General features: G+C 43.4%; 19 protein-coding genes and 2 tRNA genes. 6 read left to right on the forward strand and 15 right to left on the reverse strand.

The features are described 5' to 3' along the window. Positions 1–8: 8 nt before the first annotated feature. The 5 genes from I8748_RS12530 to I8748_RS12550 all read right to left on the reverse strand — a co-directional run bounded on the left by I8748_RS12530 (position 9) and on the right by I8748_RS12550 (position 5,522). Positions 9–875, reverse strand: coding sequence for an NAD(P)-dependent oxidoreductase (locus I8748_RS12530; protein WP_198124909.1), 867 nt, complete (start codon positions 873–875; stop codon positions 9–11). A gap of 338 nt (positions 876–1,213) precedes the next feature. Beyond that, positions 1,214–2,473: a class I SAM-dependent methyltransferase gene (locus I8748_RS12535; protein WP_198124910.1), complete on the reverse strand. Its 1,260-nt coding sequence runs from the start codon at positions 2,471–2,473 to the stop codon at positions 1,214–1,216. Positions 2,474–2,729: 256 nt separating this feature from the next. After that, positions 2,730–3,119: a VOC family protein gene (locus tag I8748_RS12540; RefSeq protein ID WP_198124911.1), complete on the reverse strand. Its 390-nt coding sequence runs from the start codon at positions 3,117–3,119 to the stop codon at positions 2,730–2,732. Between the two features lie 182 nt (positions 3,120–3,301). Further along, positions 3,302–3,841, reverse strand: a complete 540-nt coding sequence (locus I8748_RS12545; protein ID WP_198124912.1) for a GAF domain-containing protein — start codon at positions 3,839–3,841, stop codon at positions 3,302–3,304. 496 nt (positions 3,842–4,337) lie between these two features. After that, positions 4,338–5,522, reverse strand: a complete 1,185-nt coding sequence (locus I8748_RS12550) for an NAD(P)H-quinone oxidoreductase subunit H (RefSeq protein WP_198124913.1) — start codon at positions 5,520–5,522, stop codon at positions 4,338–4,340. A 460-nt stretch (positions 5,523–5,982) separates the two neighbouring features. Here I8748_RS12550 and rsmH point away from each other — a divergent pair, with 460 nt between their 5' ends. Continuing rightward, on the forward strand, positions 5,983–6,882 hold the full coding sequence (rsmH, locus tag I8748_RS12555) for a 16S rRNA (cytosine(1402)-N(4))-methyltransferase RsmH (RefSeq protein ID WP_198124914.1): 900 nt from the start codon (positions 5,983–5,985) through the stop codon (positions 6,880–6,882). An 81-nt stretch (positions 6,883–6,963) separates the two neighbouring features. Here the strand turns inward: rsmH and I8748_RS12560 are convergent, their stop codons facing one another. The 4 genes from I8748_RS12560 to gshA form a co-directional block, all read right to left on the reverse strand. After that, the gene (locus I8748_RS12560) at positions 6,964–8,628 is read right to left on the reverse strand and encodes a sensor histidine kinase (RefSeq protein ID WP_198124915.1); all 1,665 of its coding nucleotides are present in this window, start codon (positions 8,626–8,628) and stop codon (positions 6,964–6,966) included. A 535-nt stretch (positions 8,629–9,163) separates the two neighbouring features. Then, positions 9,164–11,479, reverse strand: coding sequence for a peptidoglycan DD-metalloendopeptidase family protein (locus tag I8748_RS12565; protein WP_318781215.1), 2,316 nt, complete (start codon positions 11,477–11,479; stop codon positions 9,164–9,166). 826 nt (positions 11,480–12,305) lie between these two features. Further along, positions 12,306–12,767: a tRNA (cytidine(34)-2'-O)-methyltransferase gene (locus tag I8748_RS12570; RefSeq protein ID WP_198124917.1), complete on the reverse strand. Its 462-nt coding sequence runs from the start codon at positions 12,765–12,767 to the stop codon at positions 12,306–12,308. Positions 12,768–13,048: 281 nt separating this feature from the next. Then, positions 13,049–14,188 carry a glutamate--cysteine ligase gene (gene gshA / locus I8748_RS12575; protein WP_198124918.1) on the reverse strand — a complete coding sequence of 380 codons (1,140 nt, stop codon included), beginning with the start codon at positions 14,186–14,188 and terminating at the stop codon, positions 13,049–13,051. Positions 14,189–14,481: 293 nt separating this feature from the next. Between gshA and I8748_RS12580 the strand changes: the two genes are divergently transcribed. The 3 genes from I8748_RS12580 to I8748_RS12590 all read left to right on the forward strand — a co-directional run bounded on the left by I8748_RS12580 (position 14,482) and on the right by I8748_RS12590 (position 17,219). Next, entirely contained in the window at positions 14,482–14,673 is a 192-nt protein-coding gene (locus I8748_RS12580; RefSeq protein ID WP_198124919.1) for a hypothetical protein, read from the forward strand. Between the two features lie 90 nt (positions 14,674–14,763). After that, positions 14,764–15,894: an AI-2E family transporter gene (locus tag I8748_RS12585; RefSeq protein ID WP_198124920.1), complete on the forward strand. Its 1,131-nt coding sequence runs from the start codon at positions 14,764–14,766 to the stop codon at positions 15,892–15,894. 179 nt (positions 15,895–16,073) lie between these two features. Beyond that, positions 16,074–17,219 (forward strand): SpoIID/LytB domain-containing protein, encoded by a 1,146-nt coding sequence (locus tag I8748_RS12590; protein WP_198124921.1) that lies wholly within the window; start codon positions 16,074–16,076, stop codon positions 17,217–17,219. Between the two features lie 73 nt (positions 17,220–17,292). On the opposite strand, the gene I8748_RS12595 is transcribed toward I8748_RS12590, so the two are convergent. Next, on the reverse strand, positions 17,293–18,579 hold the full coding sequence (locus I8748_RS12595) for a hypothetical protein (RefSeq protein ID WP_198124922.1): 1,287 nt from the start codon (positions 18,577–18,579) through the stop codon (positions 17,293–17,295). 220 nt (positions 18,580–18,799) lie between these two features. Between I8748_RS12595 and I8748_RS12600 the strand changes: the two genes are divergently transcribed. Beyond that, positions 18,800–19,279 (forward strand): hypothetical protein, encoded by a 480-nt coding sequence (locus tag I8748_RS12600; protein WP_096554922.1) that lies wholly within the window; start codon positions 18,800–18,802, stop codon positions 19,277–19,279. Between the two features lie 112 nt (positions 19,280–19,391). Here the strand turns inward: I8748_RS12600 and I8748_RS12605 are convergent. The 4 genes from I8748_RS12605 to I8748_RS12620 form a co-directional block, all read right to left on the reverse strand. Then, positions 19,392–19,463 (reverse strand) — tRNA-Gln (locus I8748_RS12605). 184 nt (positions 19,464–19,647) lie between these two features. Beyond that, the gene (locus I8748_RS12610) at positions 19,648–20,001 is read right to left on the reverse strand and encodes a hypothetical protein (RefSeq protein WP_198124931.1); all 354 of its coding nucleotides are present in this window, start codon (positions 19,999–20,001) and stop codon (positions 19,648–19,650) included. Positions 20,002–20,031: 30 nt separating this feature from the next. Next, positions 20,032–20,115, reverse strand: a tRNA-Leu gene (locus I8748_RS12615). Between the two features lie 102 nt (positions 20,116–20,217). After that, positions 20,218–21,345, reverse strand: a complete 1,128-nt coding sequence (locus tag I8748_RS12620) for an alpha-hydroxy acid oxidase (RefSeq protein ID WP_198124930.1) — start codon at positions 21,343–21,345, stop codon at positions 20,218–20,220. Positions 21,346–21,502: 157 nt separating this feature from the next. Between I8748_RS12620 and I8748_RS12625 the strand changes: the two genes are divergently transcribed. After that, positions 21,503–24,688: a HEAT repeat domain-containing protein gene (locus I8748_RS12625; RefSeq protein ID WP_198124923.1), complete on the forward strand. Its 3,186-nt coding sequence runs from the start codon at positions 21,503–21,505 to the stop codon at positions 24,686–24,688. 434 nt (positions 24,689–25,122) lie between these two features. Here I8748_RS12625 and I8748_RS12630 read toward each other — a convergent pair. Beyond that, positions 25,123–25,870 (reverse strand): methyltransferase domain-containing protein (locus tag I8748_RS12630; protein WP_198124924.1); only part of this gene is annotated, 748 nt, incomplete at its 5' end.

Raw genomic sequence — 25,870 nt, forward strand, 5'->3', positions numbered from 1 at the left:
GACTAACACTATTCTCCCCATTCTTTAATGACAGAAAATAAGGATGAGTAATCATCATTAGCAAATGACATTTTCATTGCTGTGTGCAAAATTTGCCGCACGGCTTCAATACTGCTGAGATCCAAACCCAAAGATTTTGCTTCAGAAATAAACAAATCTGTATCTTTGAGCAAGTGTTTTGTGGGGAAATTAGGATTGGCATAATTGCCATCCAACATCCGTTGCAGCTTTTTGTCAAAGGTAGGCGCGTACAATGAACTTTCACGTAGGATTTGCATAAATAAATCCACGTCTACCCCCTGACGCTCGATAAAAGCTAGACTCAGGGCAAAGCTAGTTGTTAGGGAAGCAATTAGTTGATTTAGTGCCAACTTCAGCGCCGCCGCAGCCCCCACTGGCCCTACAAGCAAAGGTTCTGGGCCGAAATTTTGTAGTAACTGTAAATGGTTTTGATATTGCTTTGGTTCAGCACCCACCATGACAATCAGCTTGCCATTTTTTGCTTCTGGAATGCTACCCAGCACGGGTGCTTCTAAATATTGTCCCCCACCCCCAACCACTGAATCTCTAATCTCTTGGCTTTCTGTGGGGGTAATTGTCCCCATCTGGATAATGGTGCGTCCTTCTAGAGTTCGCCAAGAAGTATCTGAAAGCAACACATGATAAATGGCTGCGGCATTTGTGAGCATGAGAATAATGCACTCAGCTTCACGAATTGCGTAGCGGGGGTGTGTGACGATTTGGGCGCCAGCTGCTTGTAGGGGTGCTAATTTTTCTGGGGTACGATTATAGGCAACTACCTCTATATTTGCTGCTAATAATCTTTGAGCCATTGGTAGTCCCATCAGTCCAGTTCCCAGAAATGCCACCTTCATTGTTCACGTTCCTTTAGTAAGCGCGATCGCGTTTTCATCGTTTAATTGCCAGTTGCTAGGAAGTAGTTATTTAAGATTCAATCTCAACGTCCCTACTCCCTAATTGCTAGTTTTTACTCCTTAACTCCACCGTTCAGCCACCTGCGGCAAAAGTCACCATAATTAGAACTGAAAGTAAGATACCAGGAGTAAGTAATGTCACCAATAAAAATAGGTCATGAGCATTCATAATTATTACCTTCGTACTATTTTTGTCTTGATAGTAGTCAATGTAATGCTAGTCCATATCAGACCGATACAGGATTCTTAAAGAGAGTTTTAACCTTTGAGATTTGCTTTTACTCTCCCACAGTTAATCCTTTGAGTGCTTGAGATTTTTCTTTCTCGTTGAGTCCTTTGCTTTGAATTAAGACTCCAAAGCCACCCAGTCCTGTGGGATCTAGTAGCTGATGTAGTGCTGAACGCCGTTGCAGCAATTGAGAGATGGGTATTTCTTGATGAGAAAGGGCAGCTATACGACTTCCTAAACCCAATGCCATCAAAAATACACCTTGCTGCGTAAAACCAACTTTCTCTAAACCGCACCGCTTACCCCATTGTTCCAAAGCAGTAAAGTCAACATGGGCTGTGATATCTTGATGCCCGATATTGATATAAGGGTTGTCGTGGTAGCGATGTTGATAGTAGCACTGTAGCGTTCCTTGCGATCGCCTGGGATTATAATAACGGCTGGCAGGGTAGCCATAATCAATTGTTAACACATACCCCTGCTGCAAGCGGTCTGCTACTATACTCAACCAGTCAACAGCAGCTAAATTAATTTCGCTGCGATAACCATCTGCATAGGAACTTTGAGTCAAATCAATTCCGACTATATTGAAATATTCTACCAGTTGTGGCGTGGAAGGTTCCCCTATCAATTCTACAAATAGTGGAGAGGAAGGGGAATTAGGAGGAGCAGGGGAGCGGGGGAGCAGGGGAGCAGAGGAAGAAATTACTCCCTCATCTGTCTCATCTGTCTCATCTTCCTTATCTCCCCTCGTTGTCACATAAATTTCTCGCAGTTCGCCTTTCTCTAATACGAACTGATGGACTGGTAAGGCATCGACTAATTCATTGGAAAAAAAGCAGCCTGTTATTGCATTGCTAGGAATCTCCTCTAGACTGCACCAGCGCACAGGGAACTGCTGCAAGCGTTGCTGCTGTTCTTGTTTTAATGCTGGTGACTTTTCCACAATCACATATTCCAGCGCGGCAAAAAAATCTGGGTGGTGCTGCTGATGGTAGTTGAGGATATGCAGTGCTAATAGACCTTGACCTGCTCCCATTTCTACTAGAGAAAAAGAGGTAGGTCGCCCTAAAATTTCCCACATCTGGACAAATTGTTCTGCCAGTAATTCACCGAAGTCAGCACCGAGATTGGAAGATGTGAAAAAATCACTGCCCTTAAATCCAATCTTGACTGCATTGCTGGAATAATAACCATGTTCTGGGTGATATAACACCATGTCCATGTATTCGGCAAAAGTAATTCGCCGTTTAGGACTAGCAGCAATGCGATGGGCTATGGCTGTACACAGCGCTGCATTAGAATCCATAAGAAAGTTAGGAGTTAGGAGTTAGGAGTTATGAATTATAGCTTGCCAGACTAATACCAATTCTGTGTGAAGCTGCGCCAAACTAGGTCAAACTATAAATGAGTGCAATTGGTGCTATTGCTTTTCTCAGTTCTTACGACTTTATTCTTGAAGCTTTACTTAGCGCAGCTTATAAAGAACTGATATAAGTTACCAAACAAAAAATATCCCCTCATAACTGTTCGTTCTTGACAGTCATCAGTCATCAGTGAAACTTTCATCCACTCACTAGCGACACTAGCACACCATTAGGATCGCGGACACGAGCAATTGTTTGTCCCCAAGGCTGGGCTTTCGGCGCATCTATGGCTTTTGCTCCTGCTCCTAATGCTTTCATATAAGCGGTACCAACATCAGGAGTAATAAATGATATTTGGATTAATGCCGGAGGTTGTGTAGGGTCATTGGCATAAAAACCACCTGGAAATAATGTCTCTGCTTCGCTGATAGAGGAGAAAGCCAGTGTGGTATCTCCAGTTTCGATTTCAGCCCAGATAAACTTACCTGTATCCCGGAGAGTGCGACGAACTAAACCAAAGGCTTTTTCGTAAAACTCTACCGTCTTAGCCACATCGTTAACCCAGATGATTGTATAACCAAACTTCATGGCGGATACTCCTTCAGTTAGCGAAAATGCCAAGATTATGTTTAAAAATAAACAATGTTAATTTATGTTAATAAAATGTAAATCTGATAACAATAATTATCATGTTTGCAAATGCTATGAAATTTTGAATTGTCAAATATTTAAAAAAAGATGAGCTTTTTAGTAGTCTTATTTTTCCTTAACTAACTCTCTCGGATGTTACTGTCTGTTGCTAGAGTTATTGCTGCTGTTTGTATTAATTCTATATCTAATGGCGACCAAGAGCGAGGTTCTTGACATTGATGAGCTACTAATAATCCCCACAATCCTCTAGGTATCAAAATTGGTGCTACCAAGTTGGCGCGGACTTGGATGCTGCGGAGAAAATCTCGGTGGCAAGGCTGGATTGGTTCTGATTCAATATCAGCGATCGCTCTGACTCGCCCAGCTAAATACAGGGCAGCATAATGGTCATTAAAACAATCATCTTCTCCTATTGAACCTAATATTGAAAATTTATTATTAATTAAGGATTCAAAAGTTACTTGCCCGTGCCACTGCCAATAGAAGTAATACAAAACCACGCGATCGACCTGAAGTGACTCTCTAAGTTGATCCGTCGTTTGTTGGATTAACGCATTCCGATGCGTTGTTCTCACAAGGCGGTTAAGCACTCTTTGCAAACCCTGTTCAGTATGCTCATTTGGGCTTGGGTCAGACTCCGATTGAGAATGAATTTGCACAGTTCTACAATTATGGCTAAGTAAACACCGTCATAGTTATCTAGTAATTTATCAGACTTATCATCAAAAATCTTGTTATATGAAAAACAGTCAGAAGATCAGCATCGAATAAAATTTTGCTTAAAATTTCCAAGCAAATAGCTGAGTACAATTAAATATAAAGCGTAGTCATGGTTAGTAATGAGCGCTGGAGCCACTAGCACTCATTGCAAAAGCTGTTACTACAAACTTTGATTTATTTATATTTACCTCCTTAATTTAAAATGCCAAATTTTAAGCTGCAAACTCTAGTTTGTTAGCATAATTCATCAGAAAAAATGAAAAATTAACATTTATTTTAGTTTTTTAGTTATAACGAGAGTATGAAGAATAAAAGATGTTCGGCGAAACTGTTACCGTTCGCTGTCAGGCCTTCCCATAGACGCGGTAAGCTAGGGTAGGCCGAAAGACAATAAATTACAGTTACTTTATCCTTTACCCTTCATACTCGTGTTGGCTATCTGTCTACAGATCCCATAATCACGTCGATACTGCCGAGAATCACGACAATATCTGCAACTTTCATGCCCCGCAATAAACTGGGAAGAATCTGGAGGTTATTAAAATCTGCTGGGCGAATTTTCCACCGCCAAGGGAAGACGTTATCATCACCAACCAGATAAATTCCTAGTTCACCTTTGCCGCTTTCCACACGGGAATAGATTTCACCCTTGGGAATCTTAAAGGTGGGGGAAACTTTCTTACCAATGTACTGATAATCAAAAGCATCCCACTCTGATTTTTTGCCAGCAGCTAAACGCTTAGCTTCGAGGTTTTCGTAGGGGCCTCCGGGTAATCCTTTGATAGCTTGGCGAATAATCTTCACAGATTCGCGCATTTCCCGCATCCGCACGACGTAACGGGCAAAGCAATCACCGGCGGTTTCCCACTGCACTTCCCAGTCGAAATCGTCGTAGCACTCGTAATGGTCAACTTTCCGTAAATCCCACTTAACCCCAGAAGCACGTAACATCGGGCCAGACAGCCCCCAGTTCAGCGCTTCTTCGCGGGTGATAGTGCCAATGCCTTCAACACGACGGCGGAAGATGGGGTTATTAGTAACCAAGCGTTCGTATTCGTCGATTTTAGGCAATAAGTAGTCGCAGAATTCCAAACACTTATCTACCCAACCATAGGGCAAATCAGCGGCAACGCCACCAACGCGGAAGTAGTTGTTGTTCACCATGCGGTAACCTGTGGCGGCTTCCCACAAATCGTAAATCATCTCCCGTTCCCGGAACTGGTAGAAGAAGGGAGTTTGGGCACCCACGTCAGCCAGGAATGGGCCAAACCACAGCAAGTGGTTAGCAATGCGGTTCAATTCCAGCATGATGACGCGAATGTAGCTAGCACGTTTAGGAACAGCTACACCTGCCAATTTTTCTGGCGCGTTGACAGTGACGGCTTCGTTGAACATTCCCGCTGCGTAGTCCCACCGACTGACGTAGGGGACGTACATCACATTAGTGCGGTTCTCAGCTATTTTTTCCATTCCTCGGTGCAAATAGCCAATTACCGGTTCACAATCAATGACATCTTCGCCATCCAAAGTAACAATTAGCCGCAGAACCCCGTGCATGGAGGGATGGTGAGGCCCCATATTTAGCACCATAGGTTCAGTGCGGGTTTCTATTCTTGCCATAAATTCCGTGTTCTCCTATGAAAATTTCGACTTGAACAGCGTAGATGCCAACCAGACCCGATTTATCGTGTCTGCCAAAATTGAAGGTGTAAGAGCAACATATTTATAGAGGCCCCCTAAAGGTGTCTAAATGTATTGCCCATACAGGATTAGGTTGGAGATGGGGTGGCAGCGAAGGGATTTGATTTGATGTTGCATTTTGTTTCACTTCTTCAATTATTATATGGAAGCTTGATATGCAAGGAATTGAGGCGTAGGAATTTTTTCATTTGCTTCGGGGTAGGGAACAGGGAATAGGGAACGGGGAATAGAGAGCAAACTAATTTGTAAAAATTTATCTATACCCTCCTACCCCAAAACTGATGAGTCTGAACCCCTGCCCATTGGCGGTAAGCCTTGGTAAGGCGTTACACTGCACCATAGGCTGCCCCTATTCCCTATTCTCTATTCCCTTTGACCGATGACACCAGATTCACAAACACCGCTAGATTTAGAAACCGTGACCTTTTCCCATATTCCTGTCTTGAGTCGAGAGGTGATTGAAGGTCTGACGGTACGTCCTGGCGGTCATTATTTGGATGCGACGGTGGGCGGTGGTGGTCACAGTCGCCTCATACTAGAAGCTGCTGCGGATGTGCAACTAACAGCGCTTGACCAAGATGAGGATGCTTTAGCGGCGGCGCAGAAAAATTTAGCTGAGTATGGCGATCGCATACAATTTATTCTCAGCAATTTTGCTGCCTACAAGTTTACTCCCAACACTTTCGACGGTATCCTCGCCGATTTAGGGGTAAGTTCTTACCATCTAGACCAGCCAGAACGGGGTTTTAGCTTTCGCCACACAGCCAGTCTGGATATGCGAATGGATAAGCGACAGCCGCTAACCGCAGCCGATGTGATTAATGAATGGGATGAGGCGGAATTAGCAGACATTTTCTTTAAATATGGTGAAGAAAGACTATCAAGGCGCATTGCCAGACGCATCGTCGAAAAACGCCCGTTGCACACGACTACAGAATTAGCTGATGCGATCGCCACTTGTGTTCCTCCTAAATACCGTTATGGTAGGATTCATCCTGCTACGCGTGTTTTTCAAGCCCTGCGAATTGTCGTCAACGATGAGTTAAAGTCTTTAGAAACCTTCTTAGAACAAGCACCAAAGGCTTTAGTTCCAGGTGGCAGAATTACAATTATTAGTTTTCACAGCCTGGAAGACCGTTTAGTTAAACATGGTTTACGAAATTCCCCTTTGTTGCAAGTCTTGACAAAAAAGCCGATTACTGCATCTGAAGAGGAAATTGCAAATAATCCGCGATCGCGTTCTGCTAAGCTGAGGATAGCGCAGAGGAAGCAAGAGTAGGGGAGCAGGGGAGATGGGGAGCAGGGGAGCAGGGGAGATGGGGAGAATAACAACTGACCACTGACAACTGACAACTGACAACTAGCAACTAACTTCAATTTTTCTCGGCAATTCTATGTAAAAGGTGGAACCTTCCCCTAGCTTGCTGGTAACGCTGATTGTGCCTTGCATCATTTCTACTAATGATTTGGTGATTGCTAGCCCCAATCCGATACCGCTATATTTACGTGTGGTAGTTTGATCAACTTGGCGGAATTGCTCAAAAATAGATTCGAGGTCAGACTCAGCAATGCCAACACCGCTATCTTGAACTGCGATCGCTATTTGTCCATTAGAAGTTTCCCATAATTTTACTGCTATGCCGCCTGTTTCTGTAAACTTAATGGCGTTTAACAATAGCTTGATCAAAACTTGTTTGAGACGGGTGCGATCATTTACCACAAAAGGATAATTAATATTGATATCTACTCGCAAGTTTAAGATTTTATCTTCTGCTAATGAGTGGTGTTCGGCTACAGTTGTCAATACTAAAGTAGCTAAATTAAATTTTTCTATTTGTAATGATATACAACCAGCTTGGACTGTAGCACAGTACAGCATATCGTCAATCATTTCTAGCAGGTGATTACCATTACTAAGAATGCGTTGCACCATCTCTGTTTGTTGCTCAGATAAGGTGGAATGGCGTTGACGCAACAAGACTTGTGATAAACCTAGAATAACATTTAAGGGTGTGCGAAGTTCGTGAGAGGTGGTAGATAAAAATTCTGATTTTAGCTTAGCTGCTTCTAATAGTTGTAAATTTTGTAGCTGAATTTGGTGTTGTTTTTTTTCTAGTTCCTGAGTTTGCTGTAATAAAATTGCTGTTTGTTTAGCTAAGCGTTCTTCTTGCTTTTGCAAAGCTTGATTTATTCTGACATGATTGATAGCGATCGCTACTACTTCAACAACTGCATCCAAAAGTTTTTGTGAAGTCACATCAAAAGCACAAGAATTTTCCCAGTTACCAATTACTAGCACTCCCAACCGTCCCGCTTGTGCTGACTCTATCGCTACACCATACATGGAAGCAGGGGTGACATAAGAAAACATGGAAAAATAGGGATGAGAGAAGACTGGACAGGCTACAACAAAACTTTCTTCAAGTTCCTCACTACCCTGGAATAAGTGTGAAATACCTGTGGCAAAAACTTGATCTAGTAAAGCTAAGTTGATATGAGCAGGTACAGGAAAAGACATTGAGCCTGATTCTACTTTGCTACTCAAATTGAGTAATGAGAGTTTGTCTACTTCTATTCCAGCTTTGGCATTTAATTCTAATTGTTGAGTTTGGGAATTATTTAATGCCATAAAACAAAATTCAGCACTATCAATGGCATCACAAATTTCCTGTAATATTTTGTTTAATAATTGAGGTAAGTAAATTAATTGCTGGTTGATGAGGTTTGTGAGCCGCTGAAGTAACCCCATTTGCTTAAACATGTGGAAGGAATTTGGTTTTTCTACCAAATTTGTATGTTGTTCTCCACTTAAAATCATGATTGCTTGATGGCAATCATTTCCTTGATCACTTACTTGTTGTTCTTCAGCAGTTTTATTTAACAAGCTTTTCCTAAAACTGTCTTCTTCTTGCAGGGAGGCTTGATTCACTTCTTCCATAGTCTGGGGAATATCCGCTGAGTATATACAGTGCGGTTTATCCTTAGATATCGCTTTTTGACATTCTGTGGCTTTTGAGAATTGCATTGTTTAGCCCGCTATCTTGAATGTCTAATTTGCTTCTATATTTTTTACCTCATCAAAATCCACAATACAATTTTAGGCGTTTCTTCTATAGGAATCATTTTAGCAACTTCTTTTAATCCATAAACTAATTTTTATTAAGTGATTATACGGAATAATTTTATTCATTGTTTTATTTTGCTCTACTATGACTTACTTTTCTACAATCTGAGTTAAGCAAGTATCTGTTAAATTTTACTTATAAATTTTACTTATGATAGATAAAAATATTTAGTTATTATGACATTTAATTTACTTAAAGTTACTTAGCTCAAAATATAGACTTCTTGCATACAGCTGCTTTCGTTGGCATGAAGTACAAAAGTTACAGGTTTTGAGGCAGCAGGCAGAAGGTGAGTCTAGTCCACTGTAAACATTATAGGATGCCTCACAAAATCCCAAATCCCAAATCCTAAATTAATAAAATTGAAAGAAAAAGAGGGAGCTTAGCCCCCTCTTACAAATAAGGTAATTATTTTGAGTTCAAGTCAAGCAAGAATTATAGGCGGGGAGGTAGCATAGCTATTGGGTTAACTGCTCCCTTGCCTGATGGATGAATTTCAAAGTGGCTGTGTGGGCCTGTACTGTAACCAGTGCTACCCATGAAAGCAATTGTCTCTCCTTGATGCACCTGCTGACCTGCTTTTACCAGAATCTTGCTGTTATGACCATAGCGAGTCATACTGCCATCAGGATGGCGGATATCTACAAGGTTGCCATAGCCACCGTTATTCCAGCCTGCCTTTTCTACTACCCCGTCAGCTGATGCATAAACTGGGGTGCCAGTAGCGTTAGCAACGTCAATTCCTTTGTGCATTCTTCCCCAGCGCCAACCAAAGCCGGAGGTGAGTACACCCTTAGCAGGCCAAATGTAAGCAACAGTGGATGTTGAAGGAGGTGGTATAGTCTCGTCAATCGGTTTGGGCAGATATTGATCTACTGCTGCTAAAGGCGGTAGCGAGACTTTTGGACTAACGGTAGTTCCCCGCATCCTCCCTAGAGAATCAGAGGCATTGACGCCTAAAGAAGGTGTTGCGATTTTAGTGCCGGATGTGTTGCGAGGAGTCTGCCGTAACTGACCTTGATTAGGCAAGAACTCTGGATTGATTGGCTCATTGATGGGGCGAATGGCACGGAATTGAGTCTTCGGTTGATTGCTATAGCTAGCTGTTAGCGGGCTAGGAACAGGAATTGGTACTGCAAAATCCTTACTTCTGGAAACGGGTCTAGATACCGCTAAATTATTTGGACTAGCAACGGGAATCGGCACGGCAGCACTATTGCTTTCAGTATCAGTAGCTGCTGGCACAACTACATTCCCGGACTGCTGGGCGCGGTATTTCTGCTGTAATCTCTGGATTTCCGCTTGTAAGCTGCGGAGACGTTCATCTTTAGCCAGTGCAACTTTCTGCTCAGGCTTTTTAGGCCGCTGTATTTCGGCAATGGCTGTTGGTACTGGTGTGTCACCGCCTACACCGTTGGTGTTGACGTTGGCAGGGGCTTGATTTGGCGTGTAGACACTAGGTGGCTTCTCGTCAGACAAGGCAGTATTTGTGTCTATCTGCTTGTCCGCAGCTTCTGGTGTCGGAACAGCAATACTGCTGTTGTCGGCCAAAACTGATTGTGAAGGCACCGATAGATTCGGGCTAACACTAGGGGTATTTACAGGGAAAGTGGCTACCACCGAATCATTGCTGGACTGCATCCTGGTGGGATTAACCACTGCTACTGTCTGTGGTACAGTTTTGGGTTTAGCAACAGTAGCAGGAATTATTAGTCTTTGACTAATTTTCAGTTGATTGGGGTCGGTGAGATTATTTGCCTTGACTAGTTCTGCAACTGAAGTATTGTATCTGCTAGCGATCGCCGCTAGTGTATCTCCAGGCTTCACTTCGTAGCTTACAGTCCCCGATGAAGCAGCAACTTTTGGCTTAGCTGGTGCAGGTGTTGTCGCTAGTTGCTGTATCGGCTCACTCGTTAGTTGTGCTGTTGCTTTGTTAGCGTCGGTGACAACTGGCGATTGTTCTATTACCGTGCTACTAGCAGTTATTGGCGGTAATTTATCTTGTGTTGTTGTTGCTTGTGCCAACTCAGTGGCAGATTTTGGTAAATTTTTCGACTCCCCAGACCGCGACTGTGCCAGACTTTTTCTTAAACGGTTCGATTTTTCTTGTAAGCTATTCAGGGCAAATTCTTGCTGTGCCTTGAGCTGAGCATTAACTTCAGTGCTGGCGACTGTGGTTTGTTGTGCTTGTGTTTGTGGTTGGGCTTTTAAGAATGCAGTTTTCTCATCAGCAACACTATCAGCACTAGACAGTTTTTGTTCTGTCTGTTCTGGATGCTTGGCTGTTTGCAATCCCTGTAACAATTGGGGTTGCTGATTGACAGAATTTTTATCAACTGCTGTTTTAGAAGAAGTTTCTGATGTCGGAACTTGTATTGGCATTCCACTTGCCGCAACTTGCAATTTAGCTTCAAGCCCAGGCAACTGTGAAATTGCTGTAGGTTCCACTATGACAGGGTTTTCTGGCAAACTTGCTGACGAAACTACTTGAGTCTTCAGCTTTGTGGGAGCAAATTTCACCTCTGTGTCAGGAGCAGCTGGAATAGCTGAGGCTGCCTTTTGGCTGCCTACAGGCGCTGCTGCTTGGGCTTGATCGCTTTGCCGAGTCACTAAGAGGCTGGTTGCTCCCATTGAGATTGCCAAGCCAATCATGGCAGCTCTTGTCCGCCCCCGACGCTTAACCTTTGGATGAACTACATTATTTAGTGGCTCTAGCGGGGCATCATCGTTGCTGGGGGTATTTTTCAGCACAGCCTTTACTCTTTTTTTCAATGCTCGTTTCAAAGACGACCTCCTATGATCACTAGCGCTTAACTGATCTCGATTTTTCAGTCCGATATTATCCAGTTATTTTGATCACACCGAACTACGGTTCAAGATCACATCCACCAGAGATACTTACGCAAGATTAACCTGCTTCTCTGATTTAGACAAGTTCACAGATGTTAGCAAAACTTAAAAATTGCTGTGCTTACTTGTCCGCTCCACTCCTCAACACCCTAGAAAATGTTGCTTTTGGCAGTTCTTGACACCTGTTGTTGCTTCACTAGCGATGACCAGAAAATAGGTTTATCTGGTTGATTGTCGCTGTCAGCAATTCAGCTGCTGCGGCTTCTGGAAAAGCGATGCCCCCTGCTGTAGATATCTTCAAGGTTTTTCTACTTGATCAGTCTTCCCAACACGAGACTTTACGTTGATTATTCCCTAGAAAACAACCGTACAAACTTCTAGCTACTTTTGTCCTCCTGAGAAATACCGATTCATGCAAAAAAGCCCAAATGCGTCATAAGACTGGGTTTACCAGGTTTTGTTCCTCAAACTAGGATAATTCTAATTCATGAAAATCTATCATTCAATTTAGTTATACCCTGGAATCTACTATACAAATTTCTTATATCAATACACTTTGAAGCGTGAGTATTTTTCACTATAAACACGGTTATTTGAGGAATTAAAGTATATTCTCGAACTAAGTTATCTATATCACAAGGAAGCTATTTACTTGAATTGATAATGTTTTTATAATAATACTTTCGATTTTTATAAGTAAAAATACCGTAAAATATTTTGATAATCATTATACTAAATAACCCAACTGACGACGGGCTTCAAACAAACCGGCTGCCACACTGACTGAAAGATTCAAACTACGAACCCCAGGTTGTGCCATAGGAATATAAAGAGTAGCATCACAAATTGACAAAATTTCTGGTGGTAAGCCAGTGGTTTCACTGCCAAAAAGTAACCAGTCATCAGCTTGAAACTCGAAACGGACGTAATTAAAGCTGCCCCTGACAGTAAAGCCAAGCCATCTGCCTCCACGGGCTTGATGTATGTTTTTAAAGGCTTCTAACGATTCGTGGTAGTGCAGCTTGACATAAGGCCAGTAATCTAAACCAGCTCTTTTGAGATAGCGATCGCTAATTTCAAATCCCAAAGGCCCCACCAAATGTAACTCTGTACCTGTAGCTGCACATGTACGTGCAATATTGCCTGTGTTGGGTGGAATTTGCGGATTTACTAAAACTACCTGGGGCATTGTCCGTATGACTTGTCGTGTGTATAAAATGATATAAAATCAAAATCAAATCTACCATAAGGTAGAGGTCATCTATAGGTTTTTTTAATAATAGTCAAATAGTTACTATCGATTAGATTTTTAAAACGAAAAAATAGATTCCGCCAAGGCAATATTTGAGAGTATTTTGTTTAATATTCGAACGATATTGTTTTTTCTCAAAAATAGACTCACAGTAGTTTCCTGGATTTGTGTTGTCTCCAGGAAACTCTACCATTTGTATGAAGACACCAGACGTGGTTCTAAGCCGCTAGGGACGAACACAATTTATTTTCTAATTCCATTTCGCGTTCTAGGGTAGCAACAATAGCTTGGGTAATAACCCGCTGAGTGTCAAAACCGACTGTGTGCAGTTGTAACCATTGTTGGGCTTCATTGCCTTCACGGAGGATTTTCTGTAGAGGAGAAAGGAAACAGCTAAAGCCTTGTTGTTTGGCGATCGCCCAAACTTCTTGGTACATTTCAGCAATCCAATCTCTGGCTAGAATAACTCTGCCGTCTTGCCAATGGTGCAATTGAGCATCGAGGCTAGCAGTCGCAGCAGCTGCTTCGTTGCTAGCAGTGAGGCTAATCAATTCTTCAGGAGACAAACTGCTTTGAGTTAACGGGTCAAGGTTGGGGTTATCTATGAGCTGCAATAACCGTGCTTCTAGCAAGGCAGTAATTGCTAGTAAAGCGATTGGATCTGTAACCAAATCACAAATTCGCAGTTCTAGACGATTGAGGTCATAGGGACGGCGATCGCCATTTGGTCGCACCGATGCCCACAAATGTCGCACATTTTGCATTGTGCCAGCAGCCAATTGATTTTCTACCCATTCAATATGATGGGCATGACTTTCAAATAACGGCACATGGCTTGGTGTTTGTGGAAAGATTCCCCACCGAGTCGAGTGATAGCCAGTGGTTTTACCATTCAGGAAGGGAGATGAGGCGCTGAGGGCAAGAAACAAAGGTGCTTCTGTGCGGATCAGGCGACAAGCCCGCATGAGTAGTTCTGGATCGCTGATACCAATGTTGATGTGAACGCTGGCAGTAACTACTTTTGTGCCGTAGGTATTTTCAATATAGTCGTGATACGGGTTAGTAGGATCGGAACGGAAAAAGCGATCGCCCCCACTTAAAGAAAGAGTACTGCCCGGAATTAGGGTATAGTCTCCCAAGCGTTGCAGGTAGTTTCGTAAATCTCGTCGGGGACGCAGCAAGGCGCACAAAAGCTTTTCATAATTACTGAATGGTTTGGTTATGTATTCTACATTGCGGCTATCTGGCTCGCGCACAAATCCATCCAAAGCCCTGACAATTTTGTCAGAGAGACCGACGATTTCACCTTGAGGCGTCCCGGTATACATCTCAATCTCAAAGCCTTTTGATAAGACCACTTGTTAGTTCTCCTCGGCTCTCCCAGCCTATAAATTGTATCGAATTAGACGAATTACTGCATGGAGTCAATAGTGTTGAGTGCTGAGTGCTGAGTTAGTTGTCAGTTGTCAGTTGTCAGTTGTCAGGAGTTCTCCCCATCACCCTCATCCCCCTCATCACCCCTACTCCCCTGCTCTTCATAGAGAGAAGCGTGAATTGTAAAGGTTTGTATCTGTAGGTCTATTGTAGAAACTAGAGGCAACAGCTTTAATTCGTGTATACCCCACAGGAAAATGTGTATTGCCGTACTTTTATGGAAAATCAGCTAAGATTTGTGATGAAATTGCTTGTACTTTCGGCTGTGCTGTCGCTATTGATTAAGTACATAGGGCCGAATTTCTTGATTCCGGCAACAGCAACTAATGCCTTAATTATAATTTTGATACCGAACGTGATGATGGCGATCGCTTTACTGTGGCGATTCCAAAGTCAAAAACAAAATTAACTCAAATTCTTGAGGCAGAAGATACTAAGATCAGCTAACCTAGCTCCATCAAACAGAAATTGCATCTCACCATCCGCTGGGAGTCAGCCTGTGAACCTTGGTCAATGGATTGGCTTAATCGCCATAGTTCTCTCTTTGTACATCTTGTGGCAAATTCGGGAAGTGCTTTTGCTGATGTTTGCCGCAGTGGTTCTAGCCACTACCTTAAATCGGCTAGCAAAACGCTTCCAACGTTCAGGTATGAAGCGTGGATTAGCTGTCATTTTGTCGGTAGCTATCTTTTTCACAGTGATTGTTGGTTTTTTCTGGCTGATTGTCCCACCTTTTGTACAACAATTTAACGAACTCACTTATCGGGTTCCCCAAGGCTTTCAGCGCTTTAATGGTTGGCTTGATGAACTGAGAACCCGCATTCCTAGTCAGTTGGTGCCTTACATTCCCGATATCAACAGCCTCATCCAGCAAGCACAGCCTTTCGTAAATCGGGTATTGGGAAGTTCTTTTGCCTTAGTCTCCGGTTCTTTGGAAGTTGTCGTCAAGGTTCTTTTGGTACTAGTTTTAACAGGAATGCTCTTAGCTGACCCCCAAGCTTACCGCAAAGTGTTTGTGCGGATTTTCCCCTCATTTTATCGGCGACGGGTAGATGGGATTTTAGATAAATGCGAAGTCTCATTGGAGGGGTGGATAACAGGCGCTCTCATTGCGATGGGTGTAGTGGGACTGATGAGTGTAGTTGGCTTATCTCTTTTGCGTGTCAAGGCTGCACTGGCTTTAGGAGTTTTGGCAGGATTTTTAAACTTAATTCCCAACTTGGGCCCAACTATGAGTGTAGTGCCAGCAATGGCGATCGCTTTATTGGATGCTCCCTGGAAAGTACTTGCTGTGTTGATTCTCTACATTATTATTCAACAGACTGAAAGTAATTTCATCACACCTATTGTCATGGCGCATCAAGTCTCTTTGCTACCAGCCGTGACTTTAATTTCTCAGCTATTTTTCGTGACTTTCTTTGGCTTTTTAGGATTATTTCTGGCACTACCCCTAACTGTTGTTGCCAAGATTTGGCTGCAAGAAGTGTTGATTAAAGATGTGATGGATGAATGGGGCCACGACCATACAAAAGAGACTGAGTTTGTCATAGTTTCTGACCCTCCCGATTCAGGTGATAATTGGATGGCAGAAACTCAAACTGATACAGAACCACCTACTGATGATGCTTGATCATCAGAAGATTAGTTAAGCTAATGTGTGCCCAAAATTAAAATCTCCCAACTCTTGAGAGTGTATGCATAATTAGTAAAAGGTGGCAACCTCCTAGACTGGAGAACTGTCTCATCTTGAGTAGTAGACGCTATATTCAGGAGCGTCAAATGCATACTAATGTGATTTAGCTGATCAGCATGAAATTCCAACTTTTCTTAGGCTCTCTATTTTCCCAGATTAAAGTACGTCATTGGTGGGTAGGTCTGTTCTTTTGGATAGCTTTGGTTGCCCCTGCTCAAGCATCTGTTATTCTGCGGGTGGCAATCGAAAGGGGAGTAAATCAGGTAAAAGTCGGTAGTTCTACGACTGCGCTGGTTAAGGATAGTACTGGTCGTACTCTTGGACAATTGCCAGGAATGAGTGCTTTTTATGCTCAAGCTATTCCTGGGGGAGTTGCTTTAGATAAGTGGCAGTCTGGTTTATTTTGGATTGAACCGACAGGTAAAGGATTTGTTTATATTGGCGATCGCTGGTATCGGGGTAGAACTTTGGTTGTACCCACAGAAAAAGGTTTAACCGCTGTCAATTGGGTAGATACAGAAGAATATCTTTACAGCGTTATCGGTGGTGAAATGGATACCAGTTGGCCCCAAGAAGCGCTAAAAGCCCAAGCGATCGCAGCCCGTACCTATGCCCTTTATGAGCGGGAAAAACAGCGTAATAATCCCGTTTACGATTTAGGTGATAGTCCAGATCGCTGGCAAATTTACAAAGGTGTTAGCAGTGAATCCCCTAGTACTTACGCCGCAGTCGATAGTACAGCCGGAGAAGTACTAACTTATAAAAATCAAATTATTCTCTCAGTCTTCCACGCTTGTTCTGGGGGACACACCGAAAACGTACAAGATGTCTGGGGAGATAATCTACCTTACTTGAGTGCTGTTCAGGACTACGATCAAAATATCAGTGAGTGTAGTTGGGTAAAAACTTTCTCGCCTGCTGAAGTTAGCGCCAGAATTTCTGGTGTAGGCAATGTCAAACAAATGATTCCAGAAAGCTACTCTCCTTTCGGCAGTGTGAAAGTCTTGAAAATTGTCGGCGACAAAGGTACTAAGGTATTGAAAGGTGAGGAAGTACGCACAGCCCTCAGACTTAAAAGCACCCGCTTTAAAATCTCCAACAGCCCAGATGGCGGTTTTGTACTGCAAGGGCTTGGCTACGGTCATGCTTTAGGTATGAGTCAGTGGGGAGCGTATAATCTAGCTCGACAAGGAGTAAACCACCGACAAATTTTAGGACATTATTACCAAGGCGTAGCCTTAACAGCAATTCAGGCGAAGTAAATAGAAAGTTAAAAGTTCACAGTTAGGAGTTATGAGTTAAAATTCACAACTCCTAACTCCTAACTCTTAACTCCTAACTCCCTCCCTGAAGCCGCTTTTGCCATTCAGCGTCAATTTGTGCAGAACGTTCCACTTCTTGTTCGAGTAAGTCAGTTTCAGTCGAATAGACTAAATCTTCTTTGCCGATTACTTTTTCTGTTGCAAACTGACGGGCATAGTCAATTTTTTGCTGTAAAGCTGCATCTGGATTTGATAATAGATTGGAGCGAGAACTGCGATCGCGATTATGGGCAGAAATTTTGCGATTACGCCGCTGAATCCAAAAATAACGCACTAAAGGTATACCTAAGAAACCTATTCCGTAAGCTAACAGTAGCCAATAAATTCCTTGTACAAAAGCTACTAAACCACCTAACTGGGCAGCCGCTGTACCATCTCTTAACAAACTTCCCAGTACTAATGCACCAACAAAATTGACTATACCTAACCCAGCACTCAACATAATTTGCCCTGAACTGGCCGCACTAAAACGCCAAGGCAACTCCTCTAGATATGCTGGTATTGATTGACGACGCCGTTTAGTGGCACTTACTTGTAACTCTGGGAAGTAATATACAATCTGTCCTTCAGGGCTTACCGTTGGTTGCCCGTTGAATCGAATCAGAACGGGCAGCATATAATCTTCATACTCTTGTCTATATACTTCGCCGATATCATCAAGATATGGGGCAATTTGTTCTGCTACCACTGCACCACGATGATTACGAATGACAGCAGCAATTTCTTGCCAGCGGCGTTCTTCTAAGTTGGCGTTAGGATTACCGTCCCCAAATAAAAACGAGAATACAGCCTCAAAAAAATTGAGGTTGCTTTGGTGATGCCTTGTCTGTCTCCGTTCCTGGTAGTGAGTGTCATAATTTGGACTCAAGTACCAGAATAAATCTGGAAAAAAGAAGAATCCACCACCAAAGTTACTATCTCGATTATTACTATCGCGATCTGAGTTGGCAGTAGTAATGATGATGATGGTAATAATAATCAAGGCTATGGAAGCAATTAAGAAAATTCCAAAGAAAATACGAATTAGGTAAAATATAATTCCCCAAAGCTTTTTCCACCATTCCTGTAATCGCAACTGCAAGTATTTATTACGTAAAATTTCCCGGAAATTTCGCGGAAATTGGTAAACGATATCACCAGTTTCTGCTACTTGTAAATGTCCGCCAGCATCAGAGGCTAGGGTTAATAATCCTTGCCCAGCCTCCGCGACATTCAATCCTGCCTGAGTTGCCACATCGCCAATGGTGACGCGGTAGCCCAGTTTTTCCACAGCCTGCATGATGGTGGGATTAGGAGCCATAGCTCTCCCTCTATTGAAATTGACTTCTCTTTCTTCAGTATAAAGTTTTATTCCAAAAGGCTTAGTGAGATGTTAAGTAATTCCCAATTCCAGTCAAGCAAAAGTCATAAAAATATTTTTAATTTTTAATTTTTAATTCTATTAACTGTAAGATACCAATTTATTCATGTTATAATCGTTTGCCTTGATTTGGTTAACCAGCAACTTTTCTGTCCTAAATATGGCTCAGTATACTCTCGCTCAAAGCCCAGAAATTATCCTCACTGTTCCTGGCAAAGATTCAGCCAAAGCCCGTGATAAAGCGATGGATCAGTTGATGGAACTGATGGATGCAGGTAAGCTTCCCACGGAATTAGAAGAGGGATTTGGCCCTCAACAATTAATTGAAGTTAAGGAACCAACTACTGATTCTGCTGGTGGTGAGGACGCTATTACACAAGCTGTGCAAGTTCTGAACAACTTAGCTACACTCAAGCTGAAAGTTCAAGAATCACGTGCTGAAGCGTTAGAAATTCGCAAGGGTATTGATGTTCTGTTCTCAGATAACTCAGTCACTGAAGAGGAAATTACTCGCCTCAAAGAAGGTTTTAAAGTTCTCAAAAATTTTGCTCAAGCTAACGTGCGTTACCAGGAAGCACGAGCAAAAGCAGAGCAGGCTAGGCAAGTTTTGGATGAAGCTTTAAAATCACCTGACAAGTAACTTGCTATTGATAATGAGTAATATAATTCTAAAAAGTCAAAAGTCTTTTTGCTTTTGACCTTTTACTAATATTGATTAAAGTACAGATACAAGTTACTTGGACTGTTATAAACTGGGGCGCTAGGATTCGAACCTAGGGATGGCGGGACCAAAACCCGCTGCCTTACCACTTGGCTACGCCCCAAAGCTTCACCTTCATTAATATAACAGCCTCTACCGGGTTTATGTCAAGTACTTTTTGAGGAAATTTAGAAGAAATAAGTCGTCGTCAGGGGAGAGAGCAGGGGAGCAGGGGAAGAATTTCTAACTTCTAACTTCTCACTACTAACTCCTAACTCACTCAGCACTCAGCACTCAATACGGTTCGGTTAAAGGGGAAAGGGGAAAGGGAAAAGGGGAAGAAAAATTTTTAACCCAAGCCCAGTAACCTTTTCCCCAAACCCTATTATGAGTTTAAAATGCTTATCCGAACCGTATTGACTCAGCACGAGCGCACTTTGTATAACAACTAGGTTATTTTCAGGGGAAAGCATAAAAAAAGGGGAAGATGTTTTTGTCTTCCCCTTTCCTTTATTTTGAGTGTTTTCTGGACTATTGGCTTCTTTTAATCTCTGGCGTACCATCTGCCTTTGTTTTTTGAGCTGTCGCTTTCTTGCTGAACCGCCTCTTCCTTTATCATTTCTCCCTTCTCGACGGGGAGATTCCCATCTTTTCAGTTGCATAGTCTTGTATCTTCTTTTGTAGTTTGGTAGTGGGCAGGAGGAGAATCGAACTCCTATGACCGCAAGGTCGCCACATTTTGAGTGTGGTGCGTCTACCAGTTTCGCCACCCGCCCTTGGATGCAACTTTACTATCATACTCTATCTATTGAATTTTTGACAAGGGTTAAATATAAATTCAGAATTTTTTTGGCGATTTGATTTGATGACCTTTTTGCCTATTTACTGGAAAAATTGACTACTTTGACCAAACTAGAGTCAATATCTTGTAGCTGGTTACAGCCAGACAGAGCCATTGCAACACTTAACTCTTGTTGTAGCAAGGATATGACATGAGATACACCAGCTTGTCCGCTGACTGCGAGTCCCCACAAAACAGGTCGTCCGATGAGTACTGCTTTTGCTCCTAGTGCTAGGGCTTTCAAAATATCTGTACCTCGACGGATACCTCCATCCACAAGTACTTCTGCTTTGCCATCCACTGCTGCTACTATTTCAGCTAGGGCATCTAAAGACGCGATCGCACCATCGAGTTGTCTACCACCATGATTAGAAACAATAATTGCTTTGGCTCCACACTCCACAGCCCGTACAGCATCATCTGCTCGTAAAATTCCTTTAATTACTAAAGGTAGTGAAGACAGAGACTGCAACCATTCCAAGTCTCGCCAAGTGACTGCTGGGTTGAGTTGCTCAGCAAAATAAGTAAATAAACCCGATTCCCCTTTTTGGTGGTAAATATCTAAACCTGAGATGGTTGCGAGATTAGCCGGATGCAAGCCTGGTGGCAAAGCAAACTCGTTACGCCGATCGCGTTCTCGTTGTCCTAATATAGGAGCATCGACAGTTAGACATAAAGCTTTGTAGCCTGCGGCATCAGCCCTTTCTACTAAAGCACGAGTTAAACCCTGGTCTTTGTGGATGTAAAGCTGAAACCACTGTAAAGCATTTTGTTGGTTACTGACAGCCGCTACTTCTTCCATGCTTTTAGTAGCCATTGTACTCAACACCAAGCCTACACCTGCTGATGCCGCAGCTAGTGCTGTGGCAACTTCACCCTCTGGATGGGCTAGACATTGAAAAGCCATCGGTGCAATTAGTAAGGGCATTTGCAGAGATTGCCCTAAAATAGAGGTGCTGAGGTTGCGATCGCTCACATCCACCAACATTCGAGGTCGCAGCTTGATTCGCTCAAAGGCAGCACGATTATCTTGCAATGTCACCTCATCCCAAGCGCCACTGCTGTAGTAATCATAGGCCATCTGAGATAAATGTGCTTTCGCTAGCTGTTCGTATTCAAATAAATTAATGGGTTGCAAGCGATTGTTGTTTGAAACATCTGTCATGTTGGCGGTTGTGGAATTAACCAATGGTTTTTGATCAGCCAGAGTTATGATAAACCGCTTTGCGAGGCTGCGATCGCAATTCACAATCAGGAATGAGGAATTACAAGGTTGTTATTATACCCATAACCGCGTGTAATCTGCCACCTTGCTCCAAATTATGGTAATCACACTCCGCCAGAACAGCAAGCGATCGCTCTTTTTCCTTTTCTGTTTCACGCTACTCCTAACTTTCTTCCTCTCTCTACCTTGGGTAAACGCCAAAGAAACCCCCAAACCCAAGCTACAAGCATGGCAAATGAATGGTATCGTAGCAGCCCTAACAGACCCAATACCAAAAGTCAGGGCTACAGCAACGGAAAATTTACGGGAATATCAGCTAGATAACCCTAAATCCCAGATAAAAAACTATGATGAGCTTGTAAAACAACTTACCAAACAGTTGCAGGATAAAGACTCAGCTGTTTCCCGTAGTGCAGCAGCACAGGCACTAGGGCAATTGCAAGCTCAGGAACAAGCTCCACAACTGGTGCCGCTGCTCAAAGATTCTGACTCTAGTGTCCGTAGTGCAGCAGCACAGGCACTAGGGCAGTTGCAAGCCAAGGAACAAGCTCCACAACTTGTCCTGCTGCTCAAAGATTCTGACTCTAGTGTCCGTAGTGCAGCAGCACAGGCACTAGGGCAGTTGCAAGCCAAGGAACAAGCTCCACAACTTGTCCTGCTGCTCAAAAATTCTGACTCTAGTGTCCGTAGTGCAGCAGCACAGGCACTAGGGCAGTTGCAAGCCAAGGAACAAGCTCCACAGCTTGTCCTGCTACTCAAAGATTCTGACTCTAGTGTCCGTGGTGCAGCAGTACAGGCACTAGGGCAGTTGCAAGTCAAGGAACAAGCTCCACAACTTGTCCTGCTACTCAAAGATTCTGACTCTAGTGTCCGTGGTGCAGCAGTACAGGCACTAGGGCAGATGCAAGCCAAGGAACAAATTACACAACTTGTCCTGCTGCTCAAAGCTTCTCAGCCTGATACCCGTTATGCAGCAATACAGGCACTAGGGCAGATGCAAGCCAAGGAACAAATTACACAACTTGTGCCGCTGCTCAAAGATTCTCACGCGTATGCCCGTTATGCAGCAGCACAGGCACTAGGGCAGATGCAAGCCAAAGAACAAGCTCCACAACTTGTGCCGCTACTCAAAGATTCTGACTCTGGTGTCCGTTATGGAGCAGCACAGGCACTAGGGCAGATGCAAGCCAAAGAACAAGCTCCACAACTTGTGCAGCTGCTCAAAGAAGATTCTGACTCTGGTGTTCGTAGTGCAGCAGCACAGGCACTAGGGCAGATGCAAGCCAAAGAACAAGCTCCACAACTTTTGCAGCTGCTCAAAGAAGATTCTGACTCTGGTGTTCGTAGTGCAGCAGCACAGGCACTAGGGCAGATGCAAGCCAAAGAACAAGCTCCACAACTTGTGCAGCTGCTCAAAGAAGATTCTAACTCTGATGTCCGTAGTGCAGCAGCAAAGGCACTCATAAAACTAGGGCAACAAGATTTGCCTGTTGTTATGCAAGTTCTAGATTCAGTTCACTATTATCCCTCTGAGATTGGTCAACTCAGGTTTTTAGCTCATTTTTTTGCAGGTGGCAAACAAGAAGTAGAAACTCTTATGCAATGGGTTGGTAAGCCGAAAACCCCACCAGAGAAACTGACACATAACCAGGGAGTGGAAACAATGCAAGTTTTCAACAAAGCCTGGAAAGATTGTTATTCTCTGCTAGAACTGCGAAGAGAATTAGCACAACAAATTTCCGAAGTTGCTGCCAACAAAAAAATTATTTGGGAAGCCTGGGATATTCCTTTACTGCAAAATCATTACAGCAACCTCAAAAAAGTTAACTCAACTTACGCCGATGCACTACAGGCAGTAATTAATAATGTGGAATCTTGGCAATGGTTTCTCAAAATCAGAAACACCATCATCATTCACTTTATCTTTTGGCTTGCCCTCATCTTCGCTTACCCCAAACTTCCCCAAGTCCAAGCCATCTTCTTCTGGAACTCGTGGGTACGTCGTATTCTCGGCGTTGGCTATGTCGGCTTTCTCCTCGCCTGGGTGCCATTTCTGCGCCGCAAACTGTTTGAACCGTTTCAGCCATCTTTATTAGCCGATGCTGGCTTAGATAGATTTAATGACAAAGCCTACTTCCCAGAGTCCAGAGTCAAAATTGCCACTTCAGGAGAAATCGTCCCCATCACCGCCGCCCTCCCCAGTATCAAAGGGCAAATTGTCTTAGAAGGCGATTCTGGTTTAGGCAAATCCATGTTTCTGCGCTATCTGGTGAAAAACTCCCAACGAATTCTTGTCTATCTCCCCGCCCAAAAATGTCATAAAGGCGTAATTGAAGCCATCCAAGAAAAACTACACGGCCAAGCCCAAGATGCCAGCTTTTTAAAAAATCTGATTTACAGTGGTGCTATTGACATCTGCATCGACGGACTCAACGAAGTCACCGCCGAAACCCGCGCCAAAATCGTCCAGTTTGTCGAAAGCTATTTTCGGGGCAACATTATCATGACTACCCAGCCCCTAGAGTGGACACCGCCCTCAACAGCCAAAATATATAGATTGCAGCCCCTGGAATCACAACAAATTCAAGAATTTTTGCTCTCCCGTCAGTTGCGACTGCCCAAAGATGCCAAAATACAAGGTGCTGATTACGAAAAAGCCTGCATCAACTATTTAAAAGCAGCCTTCAACAACCAGCAATCCCAAGAAGAATTAGACGCAGCCCACCGCATTCTTTCCAACCCAATGGATTTAACAGTGGTAGCGCTGATGCTATCACAAGGCGAATATCCCGACTTATTTCACCTGCAAGAACAGCAATACAACATAATGGCGGCAGAATACCTCAAAGAATGGAATCAAGAATTTCCCTTAAAGAAATTCTCCGCCGCCGTCTATGAAATGCGAGTCCAAGACAAACAAGCCTTACCCGCCGATGAATTTCGTCAAGTTGTCATGTCCTTGGAAGATGAAAAATACAAAATGGTAGTCAGCCGTCAGTGGCAAGATGAAAAAGGCGAACCTAAGAAAGAATGGTACTTCCGCCACGATAAAATCATGGATTTCTTTCTGGTGCAAAACTTCCTCGGCGAAAGCGATGCAGCCGAATCACTATTAATAGATAGAATGGGCGACCCCCGATTTCGTGGCGTTTACTTCCTCCTAGCAACCTTACTCCCATTAGATGCAGCCAAAGAACTGCGGGAAAAGTTGATTCAATACGCCGCTGACACCAAAGACAATACAGTCAGTAATACTTTTGTGCAGTTATTACGAACTAGGTAAGGGGGCATTGGGCATGGGGGAGCCACTGCGGTCTTAGGGTTTCCCCAAGTGGAGCATGTGGCGTCATCGGGCATTGGAGCAGAGTGTGTTATGCTGCACGCACCTTGAATAGACTTCTTTTGCGTCTTTCTTCTTTGCGTCTTTGCGCGGCAGTCGCTACAACGGGGGGAACCCCCGCAACGCGCTGCCTTGCCTTTGCGTTAGGCAAAAAAAATATTTATGCAAAAGGTTTAATCCTGATGGTGCGTTATCGCGCTAGCGTAACGCACCCTACCGAATTCCTTTTGTGCAGTTATTACGGACTAGGTAAGCAGGGGAGCAGGGGAGATGGGGGGATGAGGGGGATGAGGAGATGCGGAGAATACCAATTCCCAATTCCCCATTCCCAATTCCCCATTCCCAATGCCCAATTCCCAATTCCCCATGCCCAATAACTATTTATTCCCGCACAATAAGCCAAAGCGAATTAACCCGCGCTGATAGCCGCGACGCATCAACCCCAGCGATAACGCACCTTGAATAGTAGTCCAACCAGCTTGCAATAAGCCGAAAATCGCTTGGGGAGTAAACGCAGAATCAATGACTACATTCCAAAAGGGGGCAACAGCCTGTGACCAGTCAGCAGTGCGGATATTGTTTAATGGTAGTTGACGAGCAATTTCTTCATACTCTGGTAAGGAAATTACATAAGGCAAACAATACACCCGATAAATATCCTGCAAGTGTTTTTGTTCATCTGCTGTTAGTGGTGTCTCAGCAATTGGTCGATGACACCATGTCACCATAATCAAAGTACCACCAGGTTTTAACACTCGATAGCATTCTTGCATAAACAAAGTTTTATCTGGCATGTGTTCGCCACTTTCCAAAGACCACACCAAGTCAAAAGAATTATCTGCAAAGGGCATTGCTTGAGCATTAGCCACCTGAAACAGAGTTCTGGCACTCAAACCAGCCTCTTGGGCGCGTTCTGCGGCTCTTGCAGCTTGCACTGGACTCAAAGTGATCCCTGTTGCCTTAGCATTAAATTTATCTGCTAAGTAAAGAGAACTGCCACCAATGCCACAACCCACATCGAGAATATTCTCCGCTGTTTGTACCCCAGCCCAATTAAGTATTTCTTCGATTAAATCAATTTGCGCTTGACGGCGATCTTTTTTCTGGCTACCATCAGCCCCGTAG

Origin of the sequence: Amazonocrinis nigriterrae CENA67 (genome assembly GCF_016056305.1) — a bacterium.
Lineage (GTDB): Bacteria > Cyanobacteriota > Cyanobacteriia > Cyanobacteriales > Nostocaceae > Amazonocrinis > Amazonocrinis nigriterrae.